The following is a 12,524-nucleotide window of genomic DNA, read 5'->3' as shown; positions in this document are numbered from 1 at the left end:
CGTCCGGCCGGTCCCGCCCGGCGAGGAGGCATGTGGCGATGGCGCTTCTGGAACCCGTGTACGAGATCGTCGACCCGGACCTGTACGAACGCGGCGGGATGCCGCACGACCGGTTCCGCGCGATGCGGGAGCGAGCCCCGGTGTACCGGCACCACGGCCACCCCGACTTCTGGGCGGTCACCCGGTACGAGGACGTGGTGCACGTCTCGCGGCACCCGGAGCTGTTCTCCTCGCACGAGCGGCTGGCGCTGTTCCCCGAGGTCGAGCCCGAGGCCCGGGCCCTGCAGCAGATGATGATGCTCAACCAGGACCCGCCCGACCACACCCGCAAGCGCTCCATCGTCAACCGGGGCTTCACCCCTCGGGCGATCAACGCGCTCACCGACCACATCCGCGACATCTGCCAGGACCTCGTCGGCGAGGCCGCCGGGCGTGCCCGCGCCGGGGAGGAGATCGACTTCGTCCACGAGATCGCCGCCCCGCTGCCGCTGTACGTGATCTGCGAGCTGCTCGGCGCCCCGGTGGAGGACCGCGACAAGATCTTCGACTGGTCCAACAAGCTGATCGGCGGCGACGACCCCGAGTTGCAGTCCGACCCCGAGGTGGGCGCGCAGGCCGCCACCGAGCTGTACTCCTACGCCAACGAGCTGGCCGCCCGGCGGCGCGAGGACCCGCGCGACGACATCGTCACCCGGCTGCTCCGGCCCGGCCCGGACGGGAGCGAGCTGAGCGGCAACGAGTTCGAGCTGTTCATCCTCCTGCTGTCGGTGGCCGGCAACGAGACCACCCGCAACGCCGCCTCGGGCGGGATGCTGGCGCTCTTCGAGCACCCCGACCAGTGGGCCCGGCTGCTGGCGGACCCGTCGCTGCTGCCCCGCGCGGTGGACGAGATCGTCCGCTGGGTGACCCCGGTCAACATGTTCCGCCGCACGGCCATGCAGGACACCGAGCTGGGCGGCCAGGAGATCGCGGCGGGCGACAAGGTGGTGGTCTTCTACGGGTCGGCCAACCGGGACGGGGAGGTCTTCACCGACCCCGACACCTTCGACGTGGGACGCGACCCCAACCCGCACATCGGCTTCGGCGGCGGCGGGCCGCACTTCTGCCTCGGTGCGCATCTTGCCCGACTTGAGTTGACTGTGCTCTTTCAAACACTCTTGGACACCATGTCCACCATTAAACTCACGGGTAACGTTCGCAGGCTAAGGTCTAGTTTCATCAATGGAATCAAGGAGATGCCGGTTCGTCTCGAACCGCACTCCCATGGCTGACAGGGGTGGTGCGTGAGCAGGGTCGACGACGGGCCGTTGCGCGTGGCCCTGCTTTCGTACCGGAGCAAGCCCCACTGCGGCGGGCAGGGCGTGTACCTCCGGCACCTGAGCCGGGAACTCGCGGCCCTCGGCCACCAGGTCGAAATCTTCTCCGGCCAGCCCTATCCCGAGCTGGACCGTCCCGACATCGTCCTCACCAAGGTCCCCAGCCTGGACCTCTACCGGGACGAGGACCCCTTCCGGAACCCGGGGCTGGGCGAGTACCGCGACTGGATCGACGTGCTGGAGTACGCCCACATGCGGACCGGCGGCTTTCCCGAGCCGCTGACCTTCAGCCTGCGGGTGCTGCGCGAACTGCGCCGCCGCCGCGGCGACTTCGACGTCGTCCACGACAACCAGGTACTCGGCCTGGGCAACCTGGGCATCCCGCGGCTCGGCCTGCCGCTGGTGACGAGCATCCACCACCCGATCAGCGTCGACCGCCGGATCGAACTGGAGGCCGCCCGCGGCATCAAGGAGCGCCTCGGCAAGTTCCGCTGGTACGGCTTCGTCGGCATGCAGGCCCGGGTGGCCCGCCGGATCGGCCCGGTGCTCACCGTGTCCGAATCCTCCAAGGTCGACATCGTCAAGGACTTCCGGGTCCCGGCCCGCGACATCGAGATCCTGCCGCTGGGCGTCGACACCCGGATCTTCCACCCGCGCGGCGAACGCGTCCGCGGCCGGATCGTGGCCGTGGCCAGCGCGGACGCGCCGATCAAGGGCGTGGCCACGCTGCTGCGGGCGGTGGCCAAGCTGGCCACCGAGCGGGACGTCCACGCCGTGGTCGTCAGCAAGCCGCAGCGCAACGGCCCGACCGAGAAACTGGTCCGCGAGCTGTCGCTGGGCGAGCGGGTGAAGTTCGTCAGCGGCATCAGCGACCAGGAGATCGGCGAGTTGCTGGCCAGCGCCGAGATCGCGGTGGTGCCCTCGCTGTACGAGGGGTTCTCGCTGCCCGCCGTCGAGCACATGGCCTCCGGCACCCCGCTGGTGGCCAGCCGCACCGGAGCGCTGCCCGAGGTGGTGGGCGACGCCGCGGTGCTGGTCCCGCCCGGCGACGTCGAGGAACTCGCCGCCACCCTGCACCGGTTGCACGACTCGGCGCAGGAGCGCGCCCGGGTCAGCGAGGCGGGCCTGCGCAGGGTGCAGGAGCGCTTCGCCTGGCCGACGGTGGCACGGGCCACCGTCGAGCACTACCGGGCCGCGATCGAGGCTGGGAAGGCCGGTCACCGGCCGTCCCGTACGGAAGGAGCATCGCCCTGCTGACCGTGGATTTCCAGCGGTTCCCCGTCGCTCTCGGGGACCGCGTCCTCGACATGGGGTGCGGCGCCGGACGGCACGCCTTCGAGCTCTACCGGCGAGGCGCCCAGGTGGTCGCGTTCGACCTCGACGCCGACGAGCTGGCCGGGGTGGAGAAGATGTTCGGGGCGATGCGCCTGGCCGGCGAGCCGCCGGAGGGGGCGACCGCCGAGACCGTGCGGGGCGACGCGCTCAACCTGCCGTTCCCCGACGACCACTTCGACAAGATCGTCGCCTCCGAGGTGCTGGAGCACATCCCTGACGACATGCGCGCCATGGGCGAGCTGCTGCGGGTGCTCAAGCCCGGCGGGCAGCTCGCGGTGACCGTGCCGAGCTGGCTGCCCGAGCGCATCTGCTGGGCCCTGTCGGAGGACTACCACACCGCGCCCGGCGGGCACGTGCGCATCTACACCCGCGCCGAGCTGGAGGCCAAGCTGAAGGCCACCGGCTTCCGGGTGGACGGGCACCACCACGCGCACGGGCTGCACGCCCCCTACTGGTGGATCAAATGCGCGGTGGGCGTCGAAAACAACGACAACCCGCTGGCGCAGGCGTACCACAAGCTGCTCGTCTGGGACATCGTGCAGCGCCCGCTGGCCACCCGGCTGGCCGAGCGCGCCCTCAACCCGCTGATCGGCAAGAGCGTGGTCGTCTACTTCACCAAACCCTCCAGGCCACCCGCAGCCCGCGTCCCCGGCGCCCCGGCCACCGCCGGGCAGGAGGCCGCGGATGCGGGTTGAGTCACCGCTGCCGTCCGTGCCGGGCGTGCTGACCGCCGAAGACGTCGCCGCCACCGCCCGCAGCATCGCCCGGCAGCAGGAACCGTCCGGTGCCGTCCCCTGGTTCGCCCCCACCGGCGGCGTGCCCGGTCATGTCGACATCTGGAACCACGTCGAGTCGGCGATGGCGCTGACCGTCGCCGGGCTGCGCGAGGAGGCCCGGCGGGCCTACGACTTCGTCCTGGCCACCCAGCGGCCCGACGGCTCGTGGCCGGCCAAGTGGGTGCTGGGCGAGGTCACCGAGGCGGGCGGGGAGTCCAACCACGCCGCGTACGTGGCGGTCGGCGTCTGGCACGAGCTGGTGATGACCGGCGACGAGGCGTTCGCGGAGCGGATGTGGCCGGCGGTGCGCCGCGCGATCGACTTCACGCTGGGCCTGCAGACCACCCGCGGTGAGGTGCTGTGGATCCGGCACCCCGACGGTGCGGCGGCCGACCACGCGCTGCTCACCGGCTGCTCCTCGATCTACCAGTCGCTGCGCTGCGCGGTCGCGTTGGGCGAGCGGCTGGGCCGGCCGCAGCCCGACTGGGAGCTGGCCGCCGACCAGCTCGGCCACGTGGTGGCCGCGCATCCGGAGGCGTTCGCCGACAAGAGCCGCTGGTCGATGGACTGGTACTACCCGGTGCTGGCCGGCCCGGTGCGGGGCGAGGCGGCGCGGCTCCGGCTGGAGTCCGGCTGGGACACCTTCGTGGTGCCCGGGCTGGGCTGCCGGTGCGTGTCGGACCAGCCCTGGGTGACGGCGGCCGAGACCAGCGAGCTGGTGATGGCGCTGGACGCCGCGGGCGACCGCGACCGGGCGCTGGAGCTGTTCACCCGGATCCAGTTCCTGCGGCACCAGGACGGGTCGTACTGGACGGGCTGGCAGTTCGCCAACCAGCGGCACTTCCCGGGGGACCGCTCCACGTACACGGCCGCCGCGGTGATCCTGGCGGCCGACGCGCTGGCCGGCGGCACCCCCGGCGCCATGATCTTCAAGGAGATCGCCGGCAGCGCGCTGGGCCCCGCCGAGGCCGCCGACCCGGCGGCCTGCGGCTGCCTGCTCACCCCCGTCGGCCCCTGACCCGCGCCCCGCCCCCGTGATCAGCGGGCCAGGGGGTCGCCGTCGGTGACGCGTTCCAGGACGCGCAGGGAGCCGATGGCCCGGCGCTCGGTGAAGACGCCGCTGTCCAGGGCGCGCTGGTGGACGTGGTAGGGCGCCTGGCCGCCGTCGGCCGGGTCGGCGAAGACGTCGTGGATCACCAGCGCGCCGCCCACCGCCAGCCGGCCCGCCCAGCCCTCGTAGTCGCCCTGGGCGAACCGCTCGGCGTGCCCGCCGTCGATGAACAGCAGGGCGAGCGGAGCGCGCCAGAGCCGGGAGACGGTCGCCGAGGTGCCCACGATCGCCACGACGTGATCCTCCAGGCCCGCCGCGGCGATCGTCCTGCGGAAGACCGGCAGGGTGTCCATCCGGCCCGTCAGCGGATCGACCAGGGACGGGTCGTGGTGCTCCCAGCCCGCCTGGTTCTCCTCCGAGCCGCGGTGGTGGTCGACGGTGATCACCACGGTGCCGGCCTGCCGCGCCGCCGCGCCCAGGTAGATGGCGGACTTGCCGCAGTAGGTGCCGATCTCCAGGAGCGGGCCGAGCCGGCCGTACTCCAGGGCCGTCTCGTACAGTGCGAGCCCCTCGTCCGGGGGCATGAAGCCCTTGGCCGCCCGGGCGGCCCGGCGCAGTTCCACCGGCATTTCGGGCCGCTCGCCGGGGGGCTGCGGGCCGGCCGCGATCTCAGTCACCGGGGCACCCTATCTAGCCGGGACGAACCGGTGGAGACCGCCCGTCGAACACACTTGTGACCCCCTGGTAGAACGTGTTCTACTTCCGCGGTGAGCAGGCGCATCCGCCGGGCGAGCGTGCGGGGCCGGCCCTGCCGGGGCGCATCCCGGGGGGCCGTGCAAAAAAACCGAACCTGTTTCGTTAGGTTGGTCGTACCCGGCACGGCCGACGGGACAGTCCCAGGCGAGGAGGACGGACGCGATGAGAGTACGAGTCGACCCGCTGGTCTGCGAGGCCAACGGCGTGTGCTCAGGGCTCGCTCCCGAGGTCTTCGACCTCGACGACGACGACATGCTGCACATCCTCCGGCCCGACGTCCCCGCGGAGGACGTCGACCTCGTCAGGAACGCGGTGCGCTCCTGCCCCAAGGCCGCGCTCGCCCTCGAAGACTGACCGGCACCCGCCGGCGCATCCGGTCCGGGCATCCCGGCACCACCGTGCGGGCGCCGCGCGCCGGCTGAAGCGGCCGGGCGGCGGTTCCGGCCCGGCCGGGTCCGTCGCTTCCGGACTTCCTGATCGAGTCGCCCACGGGCGCGCTTCATGCTCCAATAGGGATCTCCCGATCCCCGCCCACCATGGAGCCTGGGTGAGCCGTGCACGACGACCGTCCCGCCGGGGTCGGGCCTCCTTGCTACTCGCGGCCGTGCTGCCGGCCCTCGCCGGCGCGCCTCCCGCGCTGGCCGAAACCGGCCACCGGATCCACGACGTCCAGGGGGCCGGGCACCGCTCACCGCTGGCCGGCGCCCGGGTCGCCGGGGTGCCCGGCGTGGTGACCGCGGTGACCGGCAACGGTTTCTGGATGCAGGACCCCCGGCCCGACCGCCACGTCGCCACCTCCGAGGGCGTCTTCGTGTTCACCCGCACCCGGCCCGCCGTGGCGGTCGCGGACTCCGTGCGGGTCGACGGCCGGGTCGGCGAGTTCCGGGCCGCCGGCGCCGGCTCGGCCGACCTCGGCCGTACCGAGATCGACGCCACCGCGACCCGGGTGCTCGCGCACGGCGCGCCGCTGCCCGCGCCCATCGTGCTCGGGCCCGGCGGCCGCCGCCCGCCAGACCGGGTGATCGACGGCGGTTCGGGCAGCCGCGACATGGAGGCGTCCGGCCGGTTCGACCCCGCCGGGGAGGGCGCCGACTTCTACGAGTCGCTGGAGGGGATGCTGCTCGCGCTGGACGACGCGGTCGCGGTCGGGCCCCGGTCCCAGTACGGCGAGGTCCCGGTGGTGCCCGCCGCCGGAGCCGGGGTGCGCACCCGGCGCGGCGGCATCGCGCAGCGCACCGCCGACCCCAACCCCGAGCGGGTGATCCTCGCCGGCGCCCTGGCGGGTATCCCCCCGATGAACGTCGGCGACCGCCTGGCCGGCCGTACCGGCGGTGTTCTCGACTACGGCCGCGGCGAGTTCAGGCTGCTCCCGACGGCCTCCCCGCGGGTGCTTCCCGGCGGGCTGCGCCCGGAGCACACCCGGGAGCCGCGACCCGACGAGCTCGCGGTGGCCACGGTCAACCTCCAGGACCTCGACCCGGACGACCCGCCGTGGCGGTTCGCCTCCCTCGCCCGGGGGATCGCCGGAGCGCTGCGCTCGCCCGACCTGATCTGCGTCCAGGAGGTGCAGGACAACAGCGGGCCGCACGACGACGGCACGGTGGCCGACGACCAGACCGTGTCCGAACTGATCGCGGCGATCAGCGCCGCGGGCGGGCCGGCGTACGAGTGGCGCTCGATCGACCCCCGCGACGGCGCCGACGGCGGCGAGAGCGGCGGCAACGCCCGGGTCGGCTTCCTGTTCCGCACCGACCGGGGGCTGGCCTTCACCGACCGGCCCGACCCCGCCGCCGGCCCGTCCGGCGGCGGGGTCGCCGCGGTGGTCAGGGCCGGCGGGAAGGCCCGGCTCCGGGTCAGCCCCGGCATGATCGGGCGGAACGACCCGGTCTGGGCCGGTACCCGCAAGCCGCTCGCCGGTGAGTTCACCTGGCGGGGCCGGCCGCTGATCGCGGTGGCCAACCACTGGAGCACCGCCTCCGGCGACGACCCGCTCTACGGCCGGTACCAGCCGCCGCGACGGTTCGCCGAGTTCCGGCGGGAACGGCAGGCCCAGGCGGTGGCGCGCTTCGTGCGGTCGGTCCGCACGGCCGAGCCGGGCGCCCTGGTCGTCGTGGCCGGCGACCTCAACTCGACCGAGGACTCCCCGCCGCTGCGGGCGCTGACCGGCGGCACCGGGCTGGTGAACCCGCTGACCCGGCTGCCCCTGGCCGACCGCTACACGCACCTGGCCGACGGCAACTCCCGGGCGCTGGACCACGTCCTGCTGAGCCCGGCCCTGGCCGGGCTGCCGCACGAGGTGGACGCGGTGCACATGAACGCCGAGTTCGCCGCACAGTCCACCGACCATGACCCCGTGGTGGTCCGGATCCGGCTCGACTGACCCTGGAGGAAAGGGATTTATCCCCCTTTAGGTACTTGCCGAAATCAGGGCGACGTTTTCTTCCCGCTCCAGCGGGGATCCCCGGGCCGCAACACGAGACCCCCCGGAGGACGCCATGTTCCGCTATCGCTCGGGCATCAGCCTGATCGGGCTCATATACATCATCATCGGCGTGTTCGTCGCCTGGGACCGCGACTACATCGACGTGGAACTGCTCCGCAGGGTCGGCAGCGCGCTGCTCGCCATCTTCCTGTGGTTCCTGGTCCTGCTCGGCATCGACATGCACATCGACGCGGACTGACCCTGCCTTCCAGGGTCCCGACGAGGCAGGGTCGGCCGGTCTCCGCCCTACCCCCCGCCGGCCGGCCCGCGAGCCCCTGCCCGCCCGCGGGCAGGGGCTCCTCCGGTCATCGGTCCTTCATCGCGGTGGCCGGAATGTTCACGCCCCGCTCTCCGAGAGAGCAGGAGCACTGGCCACAGCCCGGCGTTCCGGTCCGAACATCCATGTGAACTCCTCTCCTTGCCCGGAGGGTACGCCGGACGAGCCCCACCGCCTAGAGCCGCCAAAGGCCGCTTCCGGTCCCTACCGCTCAGGGCAGGGTCGTGCGCCACAGCGTCGGCGCCTCGCCCCGGGCGTCCACGGTGACGCCGGTGAGCACCAACTCGCCGCCGAGCGGGGCCGCGGCGGTGAACCACTGGTCTCCGGGACCGTCCAGGTGGGTGCCGCGCGGGCGGACCTGCCGCCACGCCCGGCCGTCCACCGAACTCCACAGCGCCGCGTCGCCGGCGCCCGGGGCTCCGGTGGCGCCCGTGACGACGAAGCCGCGGGAGGTGGCGACGATCGCGGTGGCCCGCCCCCCACCGGGCAGCGGCTGCGCCTGCCAGGTACGCCCGGCGTCCGCCGACACCGCGACGAACGGCACGTTCTGGCCTGCCTGGACGGCATGGCCCAGCGCGACGAGCACGCCGCCGTGGGCGGCCACCCGGGTCAGTTCGCCCGACTCCGCCCCGGCGGGCAGGCCGGGTGCGGTCCCGGCGGTCCACGCCCGGCCGTCCGGGGAGGTCCACACCCCGGGCGTCGCCTTGCCGTCCCGGGTGAACGCGCCGACGGCCGCGTAACCGCCCGGGCCCGCGGGCACCGCGGCCACGCCCAGCGGCCGGGCTCCCGTGCCGAAGTCTCCGGTGCCGCGCGTCCAGGTCCGCAGGTCGGCCGAGTGCCAGCCGGCGCCCGCTCCGCCCGCCGTGCCGACCACCACGTAGCCGGCCGGGCCGTGCGCCGCCGCGCGCGGGGCCGATCCCGGCTCGCCCGGGAAGCCCGGGGCCGGGGCCCAGGTCGCGCCGTCGGTCGAGGTGCGGGCCAGCGGACGGGCCGGGTCGCCGTCGTGCCGGCCGACCGCCAGCCAGCCCTGCGGGCCGGCCACCGCTCCGGTGAGCGTCTGCCGGCCGTCCCCGCCGAGTTCGCCGCCCTGCACGCGGGCCCACGCCCGGCCGTCGGGCGCCGTCCAGATCGCCGCGTCGCCGCCGGACCCGCCGACCGCGACCAGCCGGCGGCCCGCCGGGACGAGGGCGGCGATCGTGCGCTCGGGCCGGATCGCGCCGGGGATCCGGGCCACGTCGACGTCGCCCGTCCCCGCGATCGTCAGGCGGGCGTCGTCGCCCTGCCGGCCGGCCAGCACCGGCCCGGCCGGCAGCACCGCCAGCCCGCTCGGGTCCGGCTCGGCGACGTCCTCGGGGGCGCGCTGCCAGCTCCGGCCGTCGGGGCTGCGCAGCAGGGCGAGCCGCCCGCCGCCGACCCGGATCAGGGCCGCCAGCCCCGCGGCCGAACCGGCCAGCCGGTCGAGCCCGGCGTAGTCGGCCGAGCCGATCTGCCCGGCCGGTGCCCAGGCGGCGCCGTCGGCGGAGCGGAAGGCCACGGCGTACCGGGTGACCTTGCGGGCTCGGCCCCGGCCGGTGGCGCGCTCGGCCTCCCGGGCCAGGGAGAACCCGCCCGGCCCGGCGACCGGCCCGCGCAGCGCCCCCCGCGCGCCCTGGTCCTGCGGGACCGCGCCGCGGGTCCAGGTCCGGCCGCCGTCCGCGGAGCGCCACAGGGCGGGCTCCTGCACCGTGACGGCGACCTTGCGGTTGCGGTTCCCGCGGCGGACCGTCCGGGTGGTCCGCCGGGTGGTCATGCCGGTCGCGACCGCGACCGCGCCGGACGCCGCCACCCGGTCCAGCCGGACCCCGCCGGGGGGCGCGGCCCGCTGCCAGGCGCGCCCGTCCCCGCTCGTCCACGCCGCGGCGGTGCCGCCGGCCGCGCCGACCGCCACGAAGCCGGTCCCGGTCGCGGCCAGGCCGTGCACCGTGCCGCCTGCGAAGGCGGGCCCGAGGTCCACCCGGGTCCAGGTGACCGCGTCCCCGCCGACCCAGCCGGCCGTGACGGACCCGGCGGCCTCGGGGGACCCGCCGAGCGCGACCCAGCCGCCCGGGCCGCCCGCCAGCAGCCGGGGGTGTTCGCCGGGGGGCGCCTCCGCCCCGCCCGGGGCCTGCACCCGGGCGGCCCGCCAGACGCGGCCGCCGTCGGCCGTGCTCAGGAACCAGGCCCGGTCACCGCCGCCGCCGGTCTCGGACCCGGCCGCCACGGCGACCGGTCCGGCCACGGCCACCGCGGCCAGGTCCTGGACCCGGCCGTCGGCCGCCGCCGGGTCGAGCGCGAACAGCCGGTCGGCGCGCGTCGCGCCCGGAGCCGGCGGGCGCGCCTCGTGCCCGTCGTCGAGTACCGCGTACAGCCCCACCGCGGCCAGCACCACCGTGGCCGTCCCCAGGATCAGCGGGGTCCGGGCGAGCCGCGGCGGCCGGATCCGTGGCCGGGACGGCGCGGGCGCGGCGGACGCGACCGGGGTGTCGCCGGCGGCCGGCCGCACCCAGTCGACCCCGCCCCGGTGCCAGACCGCGTGCGAGCGCTGCCAGGGCGAGAACTCGGGCGTCCCGCCGACCCGGCCGTTGCGAGCCGGTCCGGATGGCGGCTCGGCACCGGTCACCCGGGCGAACGGCTCGGTGGGATGCTCGGGGCCGCCGTCGATCTCGACCTCTCCGGGAGGGCGCCCGGTACCTTCCTGGCCTGGGGTCCTTGCCGCCACGCCCGCTCCTTACTCACCCGTCCGGCGCCGCGTGCGCGCCGGAGACTTCTCATGAAACCGCGCCGGATCCGGGCGCGGGGCGGGATTCACCCGATCGGCATTTCGAACAAATCGGGCATTTCCTATAAAGTCGGTCGGATGACGCTGCTCCTGACGACGGCCGAGGCATGGCACGACCGGTTCGATCCGGCCACGGCGCCCTGCGGCCGGGCGTCCGGCGACACCGAGGCGCTGGCGGTCGCCGACGCCCTCTTCCCCGCGGGCCAGGTCGTCGCGGTGACCCTCGATCCGGCGGACGGCGACGGCCCGATCGACCCGTCCCGCGCGGTCGCGGTGCGGTACGCGCGGCGCGGCCCCGACGGCCGGCACGTGGCGCTGCTGGCCCGCCCGGCCGCGGCCGAGGCGCTGGACCTGGCGCCGCATCCCGAGGGCGGCTGGTTCCGCGAGACATGGGCCACCTCGGTGCGGCTGAACCCGCCCGACCGGCCGGGCGAGCGGGTCAGCGCGACGGGCATCTACTTCCTGCTGCCGCCCGGCGAGGAGTCGATGTGGCATGTGGTCCGTTCCGACGAGGTCTGGCTCTGGCACCGGGGTGGGCCGCTGACCCTGCTGCTGGGCGGCTCCGGGCACGCACCGGCCGAACCGCGGGAGATCGTGCTGGGCCCCGCGATCGAGGCCGGCCAGCGCCCGCAGGCCCTCGTGCCCGCGGGCGTCTGGCAGGCCGCCCGCCCGGCCGGCCCCGAAGAGGTCCTGGTGAGCTGCGTGGTGTCACCGGGATTCGACTTCGCGGACTTCCGGGTACGGTGAGCCGGGCCGTCAGCTCCGGGCCGCAGCGGCCCGGCGCTTGGTGGTCCGGCTCAGCACGTGCTCGACCAGCTTGATCAGAACGGCCTTGCCCGACTCCCGGTCGCGGACGTCCCCGTCGATCACGGGGATGTCGCCGTCGAGGTCGAGCGCCGCCCGCAGGTCGTCGGCCGTGTACCGCTTGGCGCCCGGGAAATGGTTCACCGCAATGATGAACGGCACCCCGCGACGCTCGAAGTAGTCGATCGAAGCGAAGCAGTCGGCCAGCCGGCGGGTGTCGACCAGCACCACCGCGCCCAGCGCCCCCTGCGACAGCTCGTCCCACATGAACCAGAACCGGTCCTGGCCGGGCGTGCCGAACAGGTAGAGGACCAGGCCCGTCGGCAGGGTGATCCGGCCGAAGTCCATCGCGACGGTCGTGGTGGTCTTCTGCTGCACTTTGGAGGTGTCGTCGACGCCCACGCTCTTTTCGGTGAGCTGCTCCTCGGTGCGCAACGGCCGGATCTCGCTGACCGAAGCGACCATGGTCGACTTCCCGACGCCGAAACCACCGGCGACCAGGATCTTCACCGTGAGTGAGGCCTCGTCGCCCGCGTTCCTCGCGGGTTCAGAGCGCACGGAGTCCATCGATCACATCCTTGAGTACGCGCTCGTTGGGGAACTGCGCCACCGGCGCGGGCCGGCGCACCTCGATGAACCCGGCGTCCAGCAGGTCGCCGAGCATCACCCGGACCACTCCCAGGGCGAGGTCGAGTTCGGACGCGACCTCGGCCACCGACAGCGGTGTCCGGCAGACTTGCAAGATCGTCTCATGTTCCGGGGCCAGAGGGGACGTCTCCTCGGGTAGGGACGCGGAGGTTTCGACGACCGCGATCAGATCGAGATCATCGCGGGCGATGGCGGTCCGCCCGCCAACCAGCGCGAACGGGCGCACGACGGGCCCCGCCGCCTCGTCTGCCCACTCATGAGAATGCCGGTCCCCGCGGCGGG

At 74.6% G+C, this 12,524-nt stretch carries 12 protein-coding genes; 8 read left to right on the top strand and 4 right to left on the bottom strand.

Going from position 1 to position 12,524, the window contains the following annotated elements; translation table 11 throughout:
* The first annotated feature begins 38 nt into the window (after window positions 1-38).
* From DPM19_RS20620 to DPM19_RS20605, 4 genes are read left to right on the top strand one after another with little or no spacing between them, the layout of a single operon-like run.
* Window positions 39-1,271: a cytochrome P450 gene (locus DPM19_RS20620; protein WP_111869585.1), complete on the top strand. Its 1,233-nt coding sequence runs from the start codon at window positions 39-41 to the stop codon at window positions 1,269-1,271.
* A gap of 12 nt (window positions 1,272-1,283) precedes the next feature.
* A complete protein-coding gene (locus DPM19_RS20615; RefSeq protein ID WP_233510528.1) occupies window positions 1,284-2,573 on the top strand; it encodes a glycosyltransferase family 4 protein in 1,290 nt (429 codons plus the stop codon).
* On the top strand, window positions 2,567-3,346 hold the full coding sequence (locus DPM19_RS20610) for a class I SAM-dependent methyltransferase (RefSeq protein WP_199485204.1): 780 nt from the start codon (window positions 2,567-2,569) through the stop codon (window positions 3,344-3,346). Before DPM19_RS20615 ends, DPM19_RS20610 begins: the two co-directional genes overlap by 7 nt.
* A complete protein-coding gene (locus DPM19_RS20605; RefSeq protein ID WP_111869583.1) occupies window positions 3,336-4,445 on the top strand; it encodes a prenyltransferase in 1,110 nt (369 codons plus the stop codon). The genes DPM19_RS20610 and DPM19_RS20605 overlap by 11 nt, the downstream gene beginning before the upstream one ends.
* 20 nt (window positions 4,446-4,465) lie before the next feature.
* On the opposite strand, the gene DPM19_RS20600 is transcribed toward DPM19_RS20605, so the two are convergent.
* Entirely contained in the window at window positions 4,466-5,107 is a 642-nt protein-coding gene (locus DPM19_RS20600) for a class I SAM-dependent methyltransferase (RefSeq protein ID WP_111869670.1), read from the bottom strand.
* 289 nt (window positions 5,108-5,396) lie between these two features.
* On the opposite strand from DPM19_RS20600, the gene DPM19_RS20595 reads away from it, so the two are divergent.
* The 3 genes from DPM19_RS20595 (at window position 5,397) to DPM19_RS20585 (ending at window position 7,915) form a co-directional block, all read left to right on the top strand.
* Window positions 5,397-5,588: a ferredoxin gene (locus DPM19_RS20595; RefSeq protein WP_111869582.1), complete on the top strand. Its 192-nt coding sequence runs from the start codon at window positions 5,397-5,399 to the stop codon at window positions 5,586-5,588.
* A gap of 193 nt (window positions 5,589-5,781) precedes the next feature.
* A complete protein-coding gene (locus DPM19_RS20590) occupies window positions 5,782-7,614 on the top strand; it encodes an endonuclease/exonuclease/phosphatase family protein (protein WP_233510527.1) in 1,833 nt (610 codons plus the stop codon).
* Window positions 7,615-7,729: 115 nt separating this feature from the next.
* Window positions 7,730-7,915, top strand: a complete 186-nt coding sequence (locus DPM19_RS20585) for a hypothetical protein (protein ID WP_111869581.1) — start codon at window positions 7,730-7,732, stop codon at window positions 7,913-7,915.
* A gap of 289 nt (window positions 7,916-8,204) precedes the next feature.
* Here the strand turns inward: DPM19_RS20585 and DPM19_RS20580 are convergent, their stop codons facing one another.
* Window positions 8,205-10,730 (bottom strand): hypothetical protein, encoded by a 2,526-nt coding sequence (locus tag DPM19_RS20580; protein WP_111869580.1) that lies wholly within the window; start codon window positions 10,728-10,730, stop codon window positions 8,205-8,207.
* Window positions 10,731-10,868: 138 nt separating this feature from the next.
* On the opposite strand from DPM19_RS20580, the gene DPM19_RS20575 reads away from it, so the two are divergent.
* Window positions 10,869-11,537 carry a cupin domain-containing protein gene (locus tag DPM19_RS20575; RefSeq protein WP_111869579.1) on the top strand — a complete coding sequence of 223 codons (669 nt, stop codon included), beginning with the start codon at window positions 10,869-10,871 and terminating at the stop codon, window positions 11,535-11,537.
* 9 nt (window positions 11,538-11,546) lie between these two features.
* On the opposite strand, the gene DPM19_RS20570 is transcribed toward DPM19_RS20575, so the two are convergent.
* Together DPM19_RS20570 and DPM19_RS20565 are read right to left on the bottom strand one after the other, a co-directional pair.
* Window positions 11,547-12,161 (bottom strand): GTP-binding protein, encoded by a 615-nt coding sequence (locus DPM19_RS20570; RefSeq protein ID WP_111869578.1) that lies wholly within the window; start codon window positions 12,159-12,161, stop codon window positions 11,547-11,549.
* Window positions 12,142-12,468 carry a DUF742 domain-containing protein gene (locus tag DPM19_RS20565; protein WP_233510526.1) on the bottom strand — a complete coding sequence of 109 codons (327 nt, stop codon included), beginning with the start codon at window positions 12,466-12,468 and terminating at the stop codon, window positions 12,142-12,144. The genes DPM19_RS20570 and DPM19_RS20565 overlap by 20 nt, the downstream gene beginning before the upstream one ends.
* Window positions 12,469-12,524 lie beyond the last annotated feature (56 nt).

Source organism: Actinomadura craniellae (assembly GCF_003289645.1).
GTDB classification, from domain to species: Bacteria; Actinomycetota; Actinomycetes; order Streptosporangiales; family Streptosporangiaceae; genus Actinomadura_D; species Actinomadura_D craniellae.
This window is presented reverse-complemented; position numbering and strand designations above follow the sequence as displayed.

Excerpts from the sequence above, each read along its gene's own strand:
- DPM19_RS20620 (WP_111869585.1), top strand. The coding sequence starts at position 39 with ATGGCGCTTCTGGAACCCGTGTACGAGATCGTCGACCCGGACCTGTAC.
- DPM19_RS20605 (WP_111869583.1), top strand. The coding sequence starts at position 3,336 with ATGCGGGTTGAGTCACCGCTGCCGTCCGTGCCGGGCGTGCTGACCGCC.
- DPM19_RS20600 (WP_111869670.1), bottom strand. The coding sequence starts at position 5,107 with ATGCCGGTGGAACTGCGCCGGGCCGCCCGGGCGGCCAAGGGCTTCATG.
- DPM19_RS20595 (WP_111869582.1), top strand. The coding sequence starts at position 5,397 with ATGAGAGTACGAGTCGACCCGCTGGTCTGCGAGGCCAACGGCGTGTGC.
- DPM19_RS20585 (WP_111869581.1), top strand. The coding sequence starts at position 7,730 with ATGTTCCGCTATCGCTCGGGCATCAGCCTGATCGGGCTCATATACATC.
- DPM19_RS20575 (WP_111869579.1), top strand. The coding sequence starts at position 10,869 with ATGACGCTGCTCCTGACGACGGCCGAGGCATGGCACGACCGGTTCGAT.
- DPM19_RS20570 (WP_111869578.1), bottom strand. The coding sequence starts at position 12,161 with ATGGACTCCGTGCGCTCTGAACCCGCGAGGAACGCGGGCGACGAGGCC.